Raw genomic sequence first — 18,183 nt, 5'->3', positions numbered from 1 at the left:
ATGCTCTATTTCGCCAACTGGAAGATTGCGCTGGTCCTGGTTGTTGCCGCTCTTGGCATCTGGTTCGCTGCGCCGAATTTCTCACCTGTTCCCGGCCAGACGGTCAATCTGGGTCTCGACCTTCAGGGCGGCTCGCACCTTGTGTTCGAAGTCGACCTGCCCGGCGTGACCGCCGACCGGCTGGATGGACTATCCAGTGAGGCGAATAATGTGTTGCGCCAGCAGCCGGTCATCCCCACGGCGGCCAACGCCGTGATCGGGGAACAGGTCGTGATCCGTATTGCCCGTGCAGAAGACATGGAAGACGCGTATACGCGTCTGCAGGAATTGTCGCGGCCGGTGGGTGATGGGACGCTGACGGGTGTGCAATCCCGTTCCGTATCGTTTAGCCGCGATGACGCAGAGCGGACGATCCGGATGGAACTGACAGATGCGGCGCTGGTCGACATCCGTGACCGCACCATTGCCCAGTCCATCGAAGTGATCCGCCGCCGGATTGATGAAACCGGAACGACCGAACCGACGATTGCCCGTCAGGGCGATGCGCGGATCCTGGTACAAGTGCCGGGTGAAAGCGATCCGCAACGGATTATCGAACTGGTGGGTACGACGGCTGTCATGACCTTCCATCTGGTCCGCGAAGACGTACCGGTCGGGGCAGATGGCGAGGCGCGAACCCCTCCGGGCGTCCGGATTGTGCCGCAAGATACGGCGGGCGAACCTTTTATCGCGATCGAGCGCCGCGCCATGGTATCGGGAGAGAACCTGACTTATGCAGGGTCTACCTTCCAGGAGGGGCGGCCCGTTGTTGAGTTCCGCTTTGATACGACTGGCGCAGCAGCCTTCGGCCGCGTTACCGCCCAGAACGTGAATCGCCGATTTGCCATATTGCTGGATGATGTGGCGATTTCTTCGCCGGTGATCCGCGGGCCCATCCTGGGCGGATCCGGTGTGATCGAGGGCAATTTTACCTTCGAAACAGCCAATGACCTCGCCGTGCTGCTGCAAGCCGGTGCCTTGCCGGCCGAGCTGACGGTGGTCGAACAGCGTTCGGTCGGACCGGGCCTGGGACAGGACTCCATCAATAAGGGCCGCATCGCGATCATTATCGGCTTTATCGGCGTGATCCTGTTTATGCTGGCCGCCTATTCGGTGTTCGGGATTTTCTCGAATCTTGCGCTTTTATTGAATGTGACGCTGATCCTCGGGGCGTTATCTGGCTTACAGGCCACTTTGACCCTGCCAGGCATCGCCGGCATCATCCTGACCATCGGTATGGCCGTGGATGCCAATGTGCTGATCTATGAGCGCATCCGCGAAGAAACCAAGATGGGCCGAACGCCTGCCAATGCGGTCGAGAAAGGCTATTCCGAAGCCCTTTCGGCTATTCTGGACGCCAATATCACCACGCTGATTGCCGCCGGTGTGCTCTACATGCTGGGCGCCGGCCCGGTGCGCGGCTTTGCCGTGACGCTGGGAATCGGCATCCTGACTTCCGTGTTTACCGCTTTCGTCTTCTCCCGCCTGCTGATTGCGATGTGGGTGAAGGGGCTGAAGCCCAAAAAGCTCCCGATTTAGGAGACGGCCCATGTCCCTTGCGCTCGTCAACATACTGCCGTCCGATACGACCATTCCTTTCATCAAGGCGCGCTTTGTTGCCTTCATTGTCTCTGCGGCCATGATCATCGGCTCCATTGGCGCGTTTGCGACGATGGGCCTGAATTTCGGTATCGACTTTACCGGAGGTGTGACGCTGGAAGTGCGCACCGAGGAAGAGATCGACGCCGACAAGATTGATGAAATGCGGGGGTTGCTGAACGGGCTGGGGCTTGGCGCGATCGAGCTGCAAGGCCTGTCGGAAATCGACCCCGAATCCGACTGTTTCGGCAATCGTTGTGCCTTGATCCGTGTTCAGCCACAGGAAGGCGAAGGCCTGGAAGCCGAAGAGGCCCAGCAGGAAGCCAATCTGGCCGTTCAGGGCGCGCTGACCGACCAGTATCCGGGCATTGAGTTCCGCTCGATCAATGTGCTCGGCCCGAAAGTCTCCGGCGAGTTGGTCCAGGCCGGTGTGACGTCCATCATCGTCGCGCTCGTTTTGATGCTGATCTACATCTGGTTCCGCTTTGAATGGCAGTATTCCGTCGGGGCGGTTCTGGCGCTGGTTCATGATGTCATCATCACCATCGGCATGTTCGCGATCACCCAGCTGGAATTCAACCTTTCGACCATTGCAGCCATCCTGACTATTGTCGGGTATTCGATGAACGATACCGTCGTGGTCTATGACCGGATCCGTGAGAAGTTGCGGAAGTTCAAGAAAGAACCGCTCGAAGTCGTGCTGAACCGCGCGATCAACAAGACGCTCTCGCGCACCATTCTGACGTCCGTGACCACGCTAGTGGCGCTGATCTCGCTTTGGGCGCTCGGCGGCGCGGCCCTGCAGGGCTTCGCGTTTGCGATGATCTTTGGCGTGATCATCGGCACGTATTCTTCGATCTTTATTGCGGCGCCGCTTTTGTTGATCACCAAAGTTAAGCGCGACACGGTGGAAGGCTAGTCCGGGCGAAAGCCCGATCGGGCGCAATCGGACCGAAGCGAAAGCGCATTTTGCAATACCCGGCCGGGTGATAGAGTCAGCCTCGAAACGAATCGGGGAGGGATTCACACATGGCTGCCATTCTCGGCAATCTTCGCACGACCATTCACATTTCGCTGGCGCTGGCGATCATCTTTTTCGCGGCGATCTTTTTCCTGAACTGGGCCCCTGGAATGCTCAGCTTCTGGGAAGCCGTTGCCCGTTGGACCCATGTCGTGGCCGGCATCATGTGGATCGGCCTCTTATGGTATTTCAACTTCGTCCAGATTCCGACAATGCCGGAAATCCCGGATGAGCAGAAACCGGCGATCGGCAAGCATATCGCGCCCAAAGCCCTGTTCTGGTTCCGCTGGGGCGCAGCCTTCACTGTGCTGACGGGCCTGATTGTGGCGCACCTCAATCGCTATCTGGTCGATGCGCTGACGCTGGGCGCGCTCAATGGTTTCTCCGTGCCCTATCACATCGTGATCGGCATCGGCATGTGGCTCGCCCTGATCATGGCGTTTAATGTCTGGTTCGTGATCTGGCCCAATCAGAAAATCGCGCTGGGACTGGTCGAAGCCGAGGCTGACGCCAAGCCGAAAGCCGCCAAAACGGCCATGCTGTTTTCGCGGACAAACACATTGCTCTCGCTGCCCATGCTGGTGGCGATGGCGGGCGCGCAGACGCTGTTTGGCTAACGCGCTTTACGTGCAATGAGAAAGGCCCGCCAATTGGCGGGCCTTTTGGTGTCCGGTTGTGCTGCGCTATTGGCCGGATTTTGCCAGATTCTCCGCCGCGAACTCCCAATTGATCAGATCATTCAGGAAGGCCGAGATGAAATCCGGACGCCGGTTCTGGAAATCGAGATAATAGGCGTGCTCCCAGACATCCAGCGTCAGCAGGGGAACAACCCCCTCTTCGGTCAGAGGCGTTTCCGCATTGAGCGTTTTGCGGACCTCCAGCTTGCCATCCTTCACGACCAGCCAGGCCCAACCGGATCCGAACTGGGTCGCGCCAGCGTCGGCAAAAGCGTTCTTGAAACCTTCTAGAGAGCCAAAATCGCGGTCGATGCGATCGGCCAGATCACCGGTTGGCGCGCCGCCGCCATTGGGACTCATCGAGTTCCAGAAAAAGGTGTGGTTCCAAGTTTGGGCCGCATTGTTAAACAGACCCTGATCGCCATCAGCGGCGGCTTTGCGGACGAGGTCTTGCAAGGACAGATCAGCTTCCGGCTTGCCTTCGATTGCCGCATTCATCTTGGTCACATAGGCCGCGTGGTGCTTGCCATGATGAAAGCTGAAGGTTTCCGCAGAAATATGCGGCTCCAGCGCGTTAGCGGCATAAGGAAGGTCGGGGAGGGTGTGGGCCATGTTTAGCTCCATCTGTCATTGGTTCAGGACGCCGCAAGGCGGGCGCTCTATCTCTGCTCTCCATATGGGAGGCTCGGACGGGCTTTCCACCGGAATATGATGATGTTGCGATGACAGACGCAGTTAAAGCGGAAAAAATTCAGAGCGATCGCGAGCTGGCGGCGATGTTCGCGCCCGAGCCAGCGCGTAGCCGATTGCTGGCGTTCTATCGCTGGCTGGAAGAGGTGGAAGACATTCCGGTCCGGGCAAAGGAGCCCGCCATTCAAGCCATGCGCTTTGCCTGGCATCGCGAGGCGGTTGCTGATCTTTTCGCCTCCCCGCAAAAAATCCGCCGGCATGCGGCCTATGAAGGTCTGGCGCCGCTCGCCGCTGAAACGCCCGGCCTGTCCCGGGCCGGCTTGATAGGCCTTATTGATGCGCTGGAAGCGGCAGTGTCACCTGAACCGATTACCGACATGGCAAGCCTGCTTGAACTTGTCGATGCGCAACATGAAGGCGTGATGGGCTTGGCGTTGCAAGTGCTGGCCATGGACGCGCCCGACATGATGCAGGCGGCTTCACGCGCCTCGGGTCTGGCGCAATGGGTCCGGCAGTTTGCGTTCCGCGCTGGCCGGCAATTGCCGCTGATCCCGGCGCGAGATCTTGAGGCCGCCGGTCTGAATGAGCACCGGCTGGCGACCGGACGCGAAGCTGAACTGGCCCGGCAGGCCTTTTCCGGTGTGATCGAGGCGCTGGATACTGCTTTAGGCGAGTTGCAGGGTGCGGAGCCATGTCCGGCAGAAGCGTTTCCGGTGCTCGGACAGGCGAGGCTGGCACGAGCGACGCTGAAGACGGCCAAGAAGTCCGGCGACCTTTACCGGACCGGCTTTGCCCGGCCGCAATTTGCCCGACAGCTGGATCTGATCCGGGCCTCGCTGACCGGCCGCCTCTAGTTCCCGATGTTTTCGGCCAGAAACGCGTCGATCTCCTGATAGATCCGGATCCGGTTCTCCGCCCGCGAGAGCCAGTGGTCGGCGGAAGGTAATTCCAGATAGGCCGGCTCCTGCCCGTTGCGGCGCAATGCCGCCCTCATCATGCGCGATTGTTCCACGGGTACGACCGTGTCGTCACGCCCGTGAATCAACAGGATGCGCGCGGTGATGTGTTCAGCCGCATGGCGCGGCGAAACGCGGTCCATCTCGCGGCGCCGGCTGCCTTCATCGCCGGTTACGGCTAGCGCCCAATAATCCAGCAACCAGGAAAACTCGCCAAACCGGTCTTGCGTCCATTCCAGCATTTCCGGAATGTCATAGAGGCCTGCCACGCCAAAGGCGCAACGGTAGAGATCCGGCGTATAGGCCGCCCCGGCCAAAGCGGAATAACCGCCATAGCTGAAGCCGCCAATGCACACCCGGTTGGGGTCAACCAGACCAGCATTGATCAGGGCGGTGACGCCATCATTGACATCGGTCTGCATGACGCCGGTTCCCCATTGACCGAATCCGGCTGTTTCCCAGGCATGGCCATAACCGGCAGATCCCCGGAAATTCGGTTGCAGGACGGCGTAGCCGCGATGACCGAGAAAGTGCGCCAGCGAGTCATATCCGCCCTGGTCGCGCGCTGCGGGACCGCCATGCGGCAGCACGACCAGCGGATGCGGGCCTTGCGTATCGGGCAGCGTCAGATAGGCGGGGATGTTCGTTCCGTCCACGGCCGCATAGCTGATCAGCCGGCGGCGAGGCAGCGTGGTGCCTTCCAGTTCCGGGAAACGCGCGCCGAGATTGGTCAGGCTGCCATCTTCAGTATTGTAGAGGAAATAGGCCGAAGGCGCGTCTTCGAACGCAAACGCAACCACGAACAGGCGCCGGGCTTCATCCCAGTTCAACAATTGCAGGGGTGGCGTTCCCTCGGGCAAGCGGCTCATCAAACTGGCATGGACAGCGCCCAAGTCCTCGTCCAGCCAGACCGGGTGGGTGAAATTCTCACCCGTATAATGAATGGCCACGATCTGATTGTCGTAGGGATCAAGTGAGGCCCCGGCGACATCAAATTGGGGATGAGAATAAATGACGTCCTCACGCTCCCCCGTTTCGGGATTTACAGCCCGGACCACATTACGGGAAGCGTTCGAGAACTGGGCATATTCCAGAATAGCGAAACGTCCATCGGGCAGCTGGCCGAGCCCCCAAAAATGCGGCTGTGTTGCGTTACGAATTTCAACCGCTTCAACCCGGTCACCATTCCCGGTAAATACAATACGCTGTTGATCGTGCAGGTTAGAATATTCTAGGCGGGCAAAGGGGTTGGAGTCTTCATCCAGATACCAACCCACTGCCGTATCAATTCCAACAGCGTAGTTTCTGCCATGGCCGTTGCTCGGATCAGCCGAAACAAGCGCTGTTTCCCGCATCATGATGACGCGGTCATCCGGCGTAATGCCGATTACACGTCCGCCCCCAACGCGAGCAGAACGCGATCCGAGATTTGCCAGCAATTGCCTGGATTCAAGATTATTCTCGATATCCATCGAGACGGTTCGGTGGATATCAAGATTTCCGTGGACCCGTCGGCTGCCCCGCGAAACGCTGGCGGACAGGAGAACATAGCGATCTCCCGCCCAACGAACGGCTTCCGGGCGAATCTCGGAAATGTCGGCGGAAATTAATTCGCCCGACGAAATTTCTCCTACCACAATCCGGGGCGTACCATCCGGATTGGCGATGAAGGCGATATGCGTACCGCTGGGCGAAATGACCGGCGAGGAAATCGCCGGATCGCGCGCAAAGGCGTCTACGCTTAATTGCCGGGCATCCGCCTGGCCAATATTCGCGAGAGCGAAAAAAACGAAGCCGATCAGGATCGCAAAGCGACGCATGAGAACCCCCAGAGACATTTGATGTCCCGGATGGTTACTCAGCCTGAGCGCGAGTTCAACCGGTTTGATCCGGCCTTACGCGGCCTGTTTCATATCCATCAGCCACGCATCGATATCGGCCAGGGCGCGCGCGCTCATGGCACGTTTGCGGGCGACGGATTTCTCCTTGCCACGAATGCGCTTGCCGTCTGCGGTTTTCTGCGGCGTTTCAATTGCCGGGAAGAGGCCGAAATTGACATTCATCGGCTGGAAGCTGGCTTTTGGACCGGACAAATGCCCGCCTGTCACGTGGGTCAGCAAGGCACCCAGTGCCGTGGTTTCCGGCGGTGCGCTCATTGGCTGGCCGAGGCGTTCCGCCGCGGCGAACCGTCCCGCCAGAATGCCCATGGCGGCGCTTTCTACATAGCCTTCCACGCCGATGACTTGACCGGCAAAGCGAAGTGAGGGCCGCGCTTTCAGGCGTAGCTCGCTATCCAGCAGCTTGGGGGAGTTGAGGAAGGTGTTCCTGTGAATGCCGCCGAGCCGCGCAAAGCGGGCATTCTCGAGCCCCGGGATCATCCGGAAAATTTCGGCCTGAGCGCCGTATTTCAGCTTGGTCTGGAAGCCGACCATGTTGAACAGCGTGCCGAGCTGGTTGTCCTGGCGCAGCTGGACAACGGCATGGGGTTTGACATCGGGATTATGCTTGTTGGTCAGGCCACGCGGTTTCATCGGGCCAAAGCGCAGCGTTTCCGGGCCACGTTCGGCCATCACCTCGATGGGAAGGCAGGCCTCGAAATAGGGCGTGTCCTTTTCCCAGTCTTTAAACTCGGTTTGTGGCGCATTGAGCAACGCGTCGAGAAAGGCTTCGTATTGGCCCTTATCCATCGGGCAGTTAATGTAGGCGGCTTTATCGGCTTCGGTCTCACCCTTGTCATAGCGCGACTGCATCCAGGCCACATCCATATTGATGCTGTCGGTCTCGATGATCGGTGCGATGGCATCAAAAAAGGCGAGCGAATCCTCGCCCGTCAGTTCCAGCACGGCCTCGGCGAGCGCCGGGGAAGTGAGGGGGCCGGTCGCGACAATCACACTGTCCCACTCTTCCGGCGGCAGGCCGGCAATTTCGCCGCGTTCAATGGTGACCAGCGGATGGTCTTCCAGTGCTTGCGTGACGCGCTGCGAGAACAGCTCCCGATCGACGGCCAATGCACCGCCTGCCGGCACCTGGCTGATATCGCCAGTGGTCATGATGATCGAGTTGGCCCGGCGCATTTCTTCATGCAGCAGGCCGACGGCATTGTTCTCGGCATCATCCGAGCGGAAGGAATTGGAACAGACCAGCTCTGCCAGGCCGTCCGTCTGGTGGGCTTCGGTTTTTCGCACTGGGCGCATCTCGTGCAGAATGACGGGCACGCCCGCTTGCGCGAGCTGCCAGCTGGCTTCGGATCCGGCCATGCCGCCGCCGATAACGTGAACAGGTTTCATCATGGCGCGGGGATATAATCCCTTCGCCGCTTTTCCCCAAGCCCCCTTCGCAAACTCGCCTCAGGCGTGTAGAGTTCCGGCAAGTTGGAAATGGGGAGTTTCATGCGTGTTCTGATCGCTCTTTTGTGCGGTTTGTTACTGGCTGCCTCTGCGAGTGCGCAGGGATTGCCGCAGGCGGTGGCGGACGCCTACCGCGCGTATGAATCAGCTCTCGATGCGGAAAATTGGGCAGAAGCGGCCCGGCAGGCCGAAACCGCCTGGCGCGCGGCGGAAGAGGGCGGCGTTGCACCGGAAACGACGACCGTTCTTGCGGCCAATTTCGGCGAAGTCGCGCTATTAATTGGCAATAATGCAGGCAGCGCCGAAGCCTATGAACGGGCAGTGGAGTTGATGGGACGTCGTCATGAGGATGTCGCAACAAGATCTACTTATTTGCGGTATGCCGCGCAGGCGCGGTTCCTGCTGCAGGATTATCGCGCGACAAAGCGTTTGTCCCGTGAAGCTGTGCAGGGATTTGAGCGCTTGCCGGAAGGCGAGGCGCGTTCGGTTGGCCTCTATCACGGCAACATGCTGCGGGCGTTTGCTCATATGAATGATCGTGAAGCGATACGCGGTGGTGACTTTGCGCAGGAGGCGATGGAAGCACTCGGTGATATCGGCCCTGTCCAGAATGACGACACCGCCAGCCTGACATTTCTCGCTGGGTTGAGCTCTGCTGTGAGACGCCAGGAGGAAGACGCTGCCTATTATCTGACGATCTCCAGCTACATCAATAACGCGATTGGCTCGGGCCCGGATGCCAGCGCAATCGCGACCGCCTGGGCGAGCTATATTCGCGGCGAACTGCAACCCGGTGAACGGGCCGAACTGCTTCGCCGGCTTCGCGACAGTGGCTATGCGCCAGCAGAATGTTCCACCAATGGTGAAGGGTGTTACCCCTTTGATTGGGCCAGCCAGTTTGGCGAGGCAGTGGACGTTCTGGATGCCGAGCCGGTCGAGCGGCGACCGCCCCGATATCCCGACGATGCGGCGATGGCCGGAATCAGTGGCTTTGCGTTGCTAAGGTTTGATGTCACCTCCGAAGGAGAAATCATCGACCCCGAAGCGGTCTATTCCATTCCCGTCACATCGTTCGGTGAAGCCAGCCTGCGGGCCCTGAGAGATTGGGAGTATCGGCCAGCCATGGTCGATGGTGTCCCGGTCGACCGCGAGGACATTGTGGTGCGGATGGAATTTTATATGGAGAACTGATGCTTCTTGCACTTGTAGCCGCTGCGTTGCAATCAACGGCCGCAACGCCCGACCCTGAGGCTTGTGAGGCAGTTGTCGACCGCCTGGAAGTACGCCGTGCGGTCCGGGCGGGCGGCGCGGATCAGATCATCGAGGCGTCCGAGTTGATTGGTGAATGCGCAGGCCGGGAAGAATTGCTGGTCCTCGCCACGCAATCGGCCTGGGAAGTCGGCAATATGGAGGCGGTCGTCGTGTTGTCGGCCAGCGCCTTGCGCTTGCTCGAGGATCGCCGCTGTGCCTGGACGCCGCTGGCTGCGCGGCTGGCCTTTGCCGCCGGGTTTTCCCGGGAAGCTGTGAGGGAGCGCGGCTCCGCCTTTTATTTTCATGTCGCGAATACGGTTCACCGCCGCACGGATGCCTTGGAACGGGATTGGGTCAGGGTTGCCGAAGCGTTTGACGATGATTTCGGTATCAGCCCGCCTGACGATATATTTGCCTTCGGCAGCGCCTATATCGAGCGCCCCTACCGCGTTGATCAAGAAGCTTGCGGACAATTGCCCGGCTTTCATATCCGGTTTGATTCAGAGGTTCGCGACACGGCCTATGTGGTGTTGGATCTCGAGACCAACCGGGATGGCGAAATCCGTCATGTGCGGCAAATCCTGTCTTATCCGGGACCAGTTTCCAGCGCTTTCGTCGGGTCGCTAAGGGGCCGGGAAATGCGGTGGAATTACTGGGATGATTACAGGATCATCGGTTTCAGCCCTTGCGCCACCGGATGGTTTCTTGCGGAAGAGGAGGCGGCGGCGTGCCTGCCGGGATACGATCCTGCGGACAAAGCCCCCGACAGCAATTGACCCATTGCCCGGCGGCGTTCCGGGTATAGTTTCGCGGCCATGACACGACTGTCTTCCTTCACCGCCTTGCCCGGCGCGATCGTCCGGACGCTGGCCTTTTTCCATCAGAATGCCGGGATGGCCGCGATTGTGGCGATCCCGCCCGGCCTTGCCGCAGTGGCGCTGACCTATCGGACCGGCGCGGTCACGAGCGAATTTGCCGCGTCGAATTGGGGCGCTTATCTGATTGCTCTGGCCGGTTGGTATTTTGCCACCGTCATGGCCCAGGCCGCCCTGTTTCGCATAGTGTTGCGGGGAAAAGCGGAAGGCGTGCTGGGGCTGCAGTTCGGCGCGGACGAGCTGAAGCTGGCGGCCAGCTGGGCGCTGATCTTTTTCCTGATCTTTATTGGCGGCGGCATCGCGGCCGTGGCCTTCGCGTCCATCATGGGCGCGGTTTCGATGGTTTCGCGCGATGAGGCCGGGCTGGCGCCGGAAGACCCGGTGGTCAGCGGCAATATTCCCGAGCTTGCGGCCTATTATGGTCCGGTAGAATGGGGGCTGGCCATTCTGATTGGCGGTTTTTTCCTGATCTTGCTGGGCGGGTTTGCCGGCCGGCTGTTGCTGGCCCCGGCAGCCAGTATTGCACGGCGCAAAGTGCAGGCGCTGTCCGTCATGGCGATGACCAGGAAACGCGGCTTTGCCGTCGTTCTGGGCGCGATCCTGTGCTTTGTTCCGGCTGGCCTGATCGTGCATGGATTTGGCGTTCTGGCCGAGCAAGGCTTTGCAACACCCGTGCATCAACCCGCCCGCCTGTTCGGTCCGGACGGGTTTGTGGCCAGCTGGGCGGTTTATGCCCCTCTGGCCTTTGTCCATGGCTGGCTGGCCGCCTTCCTGACGACACCACTGTTTGCCGGGCTGACCGCTGCGCTCTACCGCGCGTGGGGCGGGGACGAGTAGTTTTCCGTTCCCTCTAGCGGTTTCCTCTGTTGTCCGCACAATAAGAGCGGGATGACAGGGAGGTGTACATGAGCACCCGTGCGTTTGATTTCGGCGATGCCGTATTCCATTTTTTCCGAGTAGCGGGCGAGAAACCCGCCGCGGTGATCTGGATTGGCCTGTGGCAGACGGTTTTTTACGGCGGTCTGGTCTATCTTGGCTGGCTTTTGGTTGGCGATTTCTACATCTGGCTAATCAATATGGCGATCAGCGGTCAGGAACCGACGGATATGGAAGTGCTCGAGCGGATGGGGGGCATGTTCGCCTTTATTCCGCTGGTGACCATCGGGGCCATTCTGATTGCCCTGATGGCACAAGCCGCCTGGTTGCGCCTTCTGACGCGCGGCGAAATGGCGGCGGTCATTCCGTTCCGGTTGGGCGGAGATGAAGGACGCCTATTTGTCACCAATCTGGGTCTGATAGCCCTGTTGATAGCGTTCCAGATTGTGTTCGGGCTCGCCTTTGCCATTGTCGGCGGCGGAATGGCGCTGGCCGTAGGCGCGGGCGGCGGCGGAGAGCTGGGCGCAGGCCTTGCGGGCGGCTTTGGCGTTTTTCTGGTTTTGATGCTGGGATTGATTGCCGCCATCTTTATCGGCGTCCGGATCTCTGCCGCACCCGCTACGACGATACTGGAGCGCCGCATCGCCTTTCCGGCCTGGAGCGCGACCAAGGGCAAGTTTTGGCCGGTGCTGGGCGCGTATGTGGTCGTCATCATCCTGGTGGCGGTTGTGGGCTCTGTAGTTGGCGTGGTTCTCAATCTGGCGTTTCTTGGCGCGCTGCTTCCGGTGATGGGTGAATTCATTCAGATGGCTGAAACCGGCCACGATCCGAGTGTCGAGGAAGTCCGCGCCTTGTTCGGCGAGCTCTTCACGTCGCCCGCCACGATCGGGACCTTTATCGCCATTGGAACCCTGTCGGTCTTCATGCAAACCATCATCGAGGCCATCTGGCACAGCGTGGGCGCTTACATCGCGATCAATAACCGGGCTGACGCTGCGCCTGTGGATACTTCGCCCGCCGGCTGACCGGTTTGGCTTGCCTTTCGCTCCCGGCTGGTCTGTAAGACGCATATCAGCCAGGAGTCGTATTGTACCATGAAGCTCGAATTCGATTTTGGCAAAGCGCTGGGCTTTTTCATTGAAGTCATCCGCGCGCGTCCGTCCGCCTTTGTGATCCTGTCGGTCTGGACCATTCTGTACGGGTCGGTCATCAGCGCGCTCCAGCTGCAGGCGATGGGGCCTCAGATGGCGGCGCTGGCTGATGTTTCGGCTCTGGGGCCGGATCCGACGACAGACGACACCCAAGCGGTGCTCAACGCCTTCGGGAATTATTTTTCGGCCATGCTTCCCTACCTGGCGGTGGGTCTGATTATTGGTGTTGTTCTGGAGGCGGCCTGGTTGCGCGTGTTCGTCCGGGGCGAGAATACAGGCCTGTTCCCCTTCCGGCTCGGCGCCGACGAGCTGGTTTATGCGCTGGCGGGCGTGCTGGTCTTGCTGGTGATGCTGATTGGCCTGGTCGTCAGTACCATCGGCATGTTTCTCGTCATGCTCCTGTTCAGCTTCGGCGGCGTGGCCGGTGCGTTTATCGGCGGAATGCTGGGCTTCATCCTGTTCATGAGTGTGTTCATCTTTGCCTGCATTCTCATTACGCCCGTGCCAGCGCTGACCATCCTGCGCCAACGTGTTTCCCTGATCGAAGGGATGCGCGGTGCGCGCCAGATTTTCTGGCCCTTGCTGGGATGTGTGATCGTGGCCGTTCTGGCGGCCGTCGTTGTCTATTTCGTGCTCATGTCGGTTAATGCGGCCATGCCGTTCAACGAATATGGACAGCTGCCCGGCGGCGGCTCGGCCGGTCTGGGCTCGCTGATCGTCTACTACGCCATCTTCCAGGCGCTGGCGATTTTCCCGGCGGCGATGCTGCGCGGGATTGCCTGCTATGCGGCGCTCCGGATTGATGATGGCGGACGTCCGCTCGCAGATACGTTTGAATAGGCGGATTGCCGCCGTCAGGCGCTTTTCTTGCGCCTGGACTTTTTGCGTGTAGCATCCCGGTCCAGCATGGGTTTGAGATAGCGGCCGGTCCAGCTGGCCTCGACCTCGGCGACTTGTTCTGGCGTGCCGGTGGCGACGATCTCGCCGCCGCCATCGCCGCCTTCCGGACCCAGATCAATCAGGTGATCGGCGGTCTTGATGACGTCCAGATTATGCTCGATCACCACCACGGAATTTCCGGTCTCGACCAGCTCGTGCAGCACTTCCAACAGCTTGCGGACATCTTCGAAATGAAGGCCGGTGGTCGGTTCGTCCAGAATATAGAGCGTCTTGCCGGTCGCGCGTTTGGATAGCTCCTTGGACAGCTTGACGCGCTGGGCTTCCCCGCCGGAAAGCTGCGTCGCCGGCTGGCCGATCTTCACATAGCCCAGGCCCACGCGTTTGAGCGTTTCCATTTTGTCGCGAACCGCCGGCACGGCCTTGAAGAAGTCTGCGCCTTCTTCCACCGTCATATCCAGAACATCGGCGATGGATTTGCCCTTGAAGGTGACTTCCAGCGTTTCGCGATTGAAGCGCTTGCCGTGACAGACATCGCACGGCACGAAAACGTCCGGCAGGAAGTGCATTTCAATCTTTACGACGCCATCACCCTGACAAGCCTCACAGCGCCCGCCCTTTACATTGAAAGAAAAGCGGCCCGGCTTGTAACCGCGCGCTTTGGATTCCGGCAGGCCCGCAAACCATTCGCGGATCGGCGTGAACGCGCCGGTATAGGTGGCCGGGTTTGACCGCGGCGTCCGGCCAATCGGTGACTGGTCGATATCAATGATCTTGTCGAGATGTTCGAGGCCTTTGATGCGCTCATACGGCGCGGGCACGTTCTGGGCCTTATTCAGCTTGCGTGCGGCCGCCTTGTAGAGCGTCTCGATCGTCAGCGTGGATTTGCCCCCGCCGGACACGCCGGTGACGCACAGGAAAACGCCGAGCGGAAACTCCGCTGTGACGTTTTTGAGGTTGTTGCCGGTCGCGCCTTCAACAATGAGCTTCTTGCCTTTTTTGCCCTTGCGGCGGGCCTCCGGGATCTCGATCTCACGGGTGCCGGACAGGTATTGCCCTGTCAGGCTCTTTGGATTGGCCTTGATCTCTTCCGGCTTGCCAGAGGCGACGATTTCCCCGCCATGGACGCCGGCCGCCGGACCCAGATCGACGACATGATCTGCCGTCAGAATGGCTTCCTCATCGTGCTCGACCACTATGACCGTATTGCCGAGATCGCGCAGCCCCTGAAGCGATTCCAGCAGGCGGGTATTGTCGCGTTGATGCAGGCCAATGGACGGCTCATCGAGCACGTAGAGCACCCCGGTCAGGCCCGAACCGATCTGCGAGGCCAAGCGGATGCGCTGGCTTTCTCCACCTGAGAGCGTACCGGAGGCCCGGTCCAGCGTGAGATAATCCAGACCCACATCGACCAGGAACTTCAAGCGCTCGCGGATTTCCTTCAAAATCCGTTCGGCAATGGCCTTCTCTTTCGGCGTGAAACCTTCAGCCACTTCGCCGAACCACTCTGCCGCTTCGCGGGTTGAAACCCGGCTGGCGTCGGAGATGTCCGTCCCCGCGATTTTTACCGCCAAAGCTTCGGGTTTCAGACGCTTGCCGCCGCAGGTTTCGCACGGTTGGGAGGATTGAAAGCGGGCGAGATCATCGCGTACCCAGCTGGAATCGGTCTCCCGCCAGCGGCGCTCCAGATTGGGAATAACGCCTTCGAAGGTTTTGGTCGTCTCGAAGGTCCGAAGCCCGTCCTCGTATTTGAATTTTATCTTCTCTTTCGTCCCGTAAAGAACGACTTTCTTGAAATCATCCAACAGGTCGCGCCAGGGCTCGAACATGGACGCGCCGAAATGATCGGCGAGGGCTGTCAGCGTCTGTTGATAGAGCTTTGAGGTCGTGCGGCTCCACGGTGCCACTGCGCCGTCATACAAACTCTTGCCGCGATCGGGCACGACGAGCTGTTCGTCGAATTTCAGCGTTTGTCCCAGACCATCACAGGCCGGGCAGGCGCCAAACGGATTGTTGAAGGAAAACAGGCGTGGTTCGATTTCTTCAATCGTGAAGCCAGACACCGGGCAGGCGAATTTCTCCGAGAAGATGATCCGGCGCGGCTCGTCCTCGCCCTCAGCCTTGTCCGCAAATTCGGCGACCGCGATACCGTCGGCGATTTTCAGTGCCGCTTCGAGGGATTCCGCAAAGCGCTGTTCCATGCCTTCGCGCACGATGACCCGGTCCACGACCACATCAATGTCGTGCTTGTACTTTTTATCCAGCGTGGGCGGTTCTTCGAGGGAATAAAACTCGCCATCGACTTTCACGCGTTGAAAGCCGGCTTTCAGCCATTCGCCGAATTCCTTGCGGTATTCGCCTTTGCGTCCGCGCACGGCAGGCGCCAGCAGGTAGAGCCGCGAGCCTTCTTCCAGCTCCATCAGCCGGTCGACCATCTGGCTGACCGTCTGGCTTTCAATCGGCAGTCCCGTGGCGGGTGAATAGGGGATGCCAACTCGCGCCCAGAGCAGGCGCATATAGTCATAGATCTCGGTGACAGTCGCGACGGTCGAGCGCGGGTTTTTCGAGGTGGTTTTCTGTTCAATCGAGATGGCCGGGGAAAGTCCTTCAATGGAATCCACATCCGGCTTGCTCATCAGCTCCAGAAACTGACGCGCATAGGCGGAAAGGCTCTCCACATAGCGGCGCTGACCCTCGGCATAGATGGTATCGAAGGCCAGTGAGGATTTGCCCGAGCCGGACAGGCCCGTGAACACAATCAGCTCGTCGCGCGGAATCTCCAGCGTGACGTTCTTTAGATTGTGTTCGCGCGCGCCCTGGACGCGAATGGACTTCATGGTATCGGCCATAGACTCGAACCTCTTGGTGCGTTCAACTGCAGGGAATCGCGCAATTGACCGCGAGAACATTATGTGAACATCATGTGTGGGTCTACCGTTAAGGCAGGCACCAGCAGAGAAGGGAAGATGGGCAAATGGCGGGCAGCGTCAACAAGGTGATACTCGTAGGCAATCTCGGAGCCGATCCGGAAATGCGCCGATTAAACTCTGGCGACCCGGTTTGCAATCTGCGGATTGCGACCTCCGAAAACTGGCGGGACAAAGGATCTGGTGAGCGAAAAGAAAAAACCGAGTGGCACAACGTAGTGATTTTTAACGAGAACCTCTGCAAGGTGGCGGAGAACTATCTGCGCAAGGGTTCGAAAATTTACATCGAAGGCCAGCTGCAAACCCGCAAGTGGCAGGACCGTGACGGCAATGACCGTTACACGACTGAAATTGTTTTACAGCGCTATCGGGGTGAACTGCAGATGCTGGATAGCCGTGGCGACAATCAGGGCGGGGGCAGCTATGATCGTGCGAGCGATCGTTCCGGTGGCAGCGGACAGGTGTCCGACAATCGCGACAATTTCCGGAATGACGACATGGATGACGAGATTCCGTTTTGATGACGCGTAAGAGTATTTTTGGCGGCCTTCTGGCCGCGATCATGATGTCGGGTCTGGCCGCAGCTCAGAACACCGAGTTTGGCGGCACCCGGTATCCGCAGCTTCAAGAGATTCAGACGCCGGATGGGCAGGTGGCCCAATTTGTTATTGGCCAGTCGGCCTGGGGCGAAGTGCTTTCCGAAGTCGGCCTTCTGCGGGCAGAGCCGGCCTCGCGTGACCGCGAGATTGCCGAGCGTCTTTATTCGGTACGGGATACGATTCCGCCGGCTTTCCTGTATGAATCCGCGCGGCGATTTGCTTCCTTCAATCCGGATCAGTCGGTTTATGTGTTTTTACTCGCACGGGCGCGGACGATCTATGATGCACGCCGCTGTGTGGACTCAACCGCCGTACATGGCCTGCCGGTGATGACGGATATGGCCGGTGCGGAAGTGGCCGCCTTGATGAACATCACCACCGATGGCCAGATCACGCCGCGGACCCAGCGTATGCAGGCGGCGCTGGATCGCTTGCTTTCGTCGAATGATATTTTCAACAGTACCGCTTCGCCCTGGTGGATCTGTTCCGGGTCGGACAGCGCTTATTATGCCGCAGCCAACAATGCGGCCATGCCGCAAGCGGAATGGTTGAAAGGCGAAGCCCTGTGGCCGGATATCCAGCAAAGCGTGATCCGCAATATTCGCGAAAATCAGGCGCTGCTGGCGATCACGATGGGCACGCGCGAATTGACGGAGCAGCCCTAGGGCCGAACTCCGGCGTGTCCGGACACATATTTTCTCGTGTTGGAACAGGCGTTTCCTCAAACTGTCGGCGTCTTCCGGCAGTCTGGGCTTTGTGCCTTGTTGCCCGACCGGACAACACGAGGAGAGTAGAATGACCCGAACGCCAAGCGGCCCAAAAAGAAAAGCGAGATGATCGAAGTGCGCGTGCCGTACTCGATGAAACAGGCTTTTCTGAAACGCTGCGAAGAACGCGGAACCCGCCTCCGCGAAGCGGTCCGGGAAATGATTGATGCGCGCCAGCTTCGTCTTACTGGATCGGAATGTGGATGAAGTGGTGTCGATTAACGAGTTGGCGATCGCGCCGGGAGAGACCGGATTTGCGCCCGGCCAAGAGGCGCTGGAGGCGGCTGAGCGCCGTGTGACAGAGCTCGATAGCGATGGCGACAATCAGCTGAGTTTCCGTGAGTTCATGGCGGACACGTTAGGCCGTTCATTGCGTGTGATTAGGGAAAGCCGCAGGTGTGATCGAGCGGCCTTCGATGTTTGTAAATCAACGGGTTTCCGGCTAGCTTGAAGGTTCGTTTCCGCTGGTGATTCCTGACCCGGCGATTTGCCTGTCCGGCGCACTGGATCG

16 protein-coding genes are annotated in these 18,183 nt (G+C 59.5%); 12 read left to right on the top strand and 4 right to left on the bottom strand.

The annotated features are described in order from the left end of the window. The 3 genes from secD (at position 1) to ACO079_RS04625 (ending at position 3,276) form a co-directional block, all read left to right on the top strand. Entirely contained in the window at positions 1-1,578 is a 1,578-nt protein-coding gene (gene secD / locus ACO079_RS04635) for a protein translocase subunit SecD (RefSeq protein WP_421792140.1), read from the top strand. Between the two features lie 10 nt (positions 1,579-1,588). After that, positions 1,589-2,557: a protein translocase subunit SecF gene (gene secF / locus ACO079_RS04630; protein ID WP_421792139.1), complete on the top strand. Its 969-nt coding sequence runs from the start codon at positions 1,589-1,591 to the stop codon at positions 2,555-2,557. Between the two features lie 110 nt (positions 2,558-2,667). Beyond that, the gene (locus tag ACO079_RS04625) at positions 2,668-3,276 is read left to right on the top strand and encodes a urate hydroxylase PuuD (RefSeq protein ID WP_421792138.1); all 609 of its coding nucleotides are present in this window, start codon (positions 2,668-2,670) and stop codon (positions 3,274-3,276) included. 66 nt (positions 3,277-3,342) lie between these two features. Here ACO079_RS04625 and ACO079_RS04620 read toward each other — a convergent pair whose 3' ends face one another. Further along, positions 3,343-3,948 (bottom strand): superoxide dismutase, encoded by a 606-nt coding sequence (locus ACO079_RS04620; RefSeq protein ID WP_421792137.1) that lies wholly within the window; start codon positions 3,946-3,948, stop codon positions 3,343-3,345. 110 nt (positions 3,949-4,058) lie between these two features. On the opposite strand from ACO079_RS04620, the gene ACO079_RS04615 reads away from it, so the two are divergent. Continuing rightward, positions 4,059-4,880 carry a squalene/phytoene synthase family protein gene (locus ACO079_RS04615; RefSeq protein WP_421792136.1) on the top strand — a complete coding sequence of 274 codons (822 nt, stop codon included), beginning with the start codon at positions 4,059-4,061 and terminating at the stop codon, positions 4,878-4,880. Here ACO079_RS04615 and ACO079_RS04610 read toward each other — a convergent pair. Continuing rightward, positions 4,877-6,802 carry a prolyl oligopeptidase family serine peptidase gene (locus tag ACO079_RS04610; RefSeq protein WP_421792135.1) on the bottom strand — a complete coding sequence of 642 codons (1,926 nt, stop codon included), beginning with the start codon at positions 6,800-6,802 and terminating at the stop codon, positions 4,877-4,879. The two genes, ACO079_RS04615 and ACO079_RS04610, sit on opposite strands and share 4 nt — an antisense overlap. A gap of 75 nt (positions 6,803-6,877) precedes the next feature. Beyond that, positions 6,878-8,269: a methylenetetrahydrofolate--tRNA-(uracil(54)-C(5))-methyltransferase (FADH(2)-oxidizing) TrmFO gene (gene trmFO, locus ACO079_RS04605; RefSeq protein WP_421792915.1), complete on the bottom strand. Its 1,392-nt coding sequence runs from the start codon at positions 8,267-8,269 to the stop codon at positions 6,878-6,880. 102 nt (positions 8,270-8,371) lie between these two features. Between trmFO and ACO079_RS04600 the strand changes: the two genes are divergently transcribed. From ACO079_RS04600 to ACO079_RS04580, 5 genes are all read left to right on the top strand, one after another. Next, the gene (locus ACO079_RS04600) at positions 8,372-9,520 is read left to right on the top strand and encodes an energy transducer TonB (RefSeq protein WP_421792134.1); all 1,149 of its coding nucleotides are present in this window, start codon (positions 8,372-8,374) and stop codon (positions 9,518-9,520) included. Further along, positions 9,520-10,356, top strand: coding sequence for a hypothetical protein (locus ACO079_RS04595; protein ID WP_421792133.1), 837 nt, complete (start codon positions 9,520-9,522; stop codon positions 10,354-10,356). The genes ACO079_RS04600 and ACO079_RS04595 overlap by 1 nt, the downstream gene beginning before the upstream one ends. 39 nt (positions 10,357-10,395) lie before the next feature. Beyond that, positions 10,396-11,292: a hypothetical protein gene (locus ACO079_RS04590; protein ID WP_421792132.1), complete on the top strand. Its 897-nt coding sequence runs from the start codon at positions 10,396-10,398 to the stop codon at positions 11,290-11,292. 68 nt (positions 11,293-11,360) lie between these two features. Beyond that, a complete protein-coding gene (locus tag ACO079_RS04585; RefSeq protein ID WP_421792131.1) occupies positions 11,361-12,356 on the top strand; it encodes a hypothetical protein in 996 nt (331 codons plus the stop codon). Positions 12,357-12,425: 69 nt separating this feature from the next. Continuing rightward, a complete protein-coding gene (locus tag ACO079_RS04580) occupies positions 12,426-13,322 on the top strand; it encodes a hypothetical protein (protein WP_421792130.1) in 897 nt (298 codons plus the stop codon). A 14-nt stretch (positions 13,323-13,336) separates the two neighbouring features. Here the strand turns inward: ACO079_RS04580 and uvrA are convergent, their stop codons facing one another. Next, on the bottom strand, positions 13,337-16,228 hold the full coding sequence (uvrA, locus tag ACO079_RS04575; RefSeq protein WP_421792129.1) for an excinuclease ABC subunit UvrA: 2,892 nt from the start codon (positions 16,226-16,228) through the stop codon (positions 13,337-13,339). Between the two features lie 125 nt (positions 16,229-16,353). Between uvrA and ssb the strand changes: the two genes are divergently transcribed. From ssb to ACO079_RS04560, 3 genes are all read left to right on the top strand, one after another. Beyond that, positions 16,354-16,827 (top strand): single-stranded DNA-binding protein, encoded by a 474-nt coding sequence (gene ssb / locus ACO079_RS04570; protein ID WP_421792128.1) that lies wholly within the window; start codon positions 16,354-16,356, stop codon positions 16,825-16,827. Beyond that, positions 16,827-17,570, top strand: coding sequence for a hypothetical protein (locus tag ACO079_RS04565; RefSeq protein WP_421792127.1), 744 nt, complete (start codon positions 16,827-16,829; stop codon positions 17,568-17,570). Before ssb ends, ACO079_RS04565 begins: the two co-directional genes overlap by 1 nt. Positions 17,571-17,838: 268 nt before the next feature. Continuing rightward, entirely contained in the window at positions 17,839-18,123 is a 285-nt protein-coding gene (locus ACO079_RS04560) for a hypothetical protein (protein WP_421792126.1), read from the top strand. Positions 18,124-18,183 lie beyond the last annotated feature (60 nt).

This window comes from Hyphobacterium sp. (genome assembly GCF_965228115.1).
Lineage (GTDB): Bacteria > Pseudomonadota > Alphaproteobacteria > Caulobacterales > Maricaulaceae > Hyphobacterium.
This window is presented reverse-complemented; position numbering and strand designations above follow the sequence as displayed.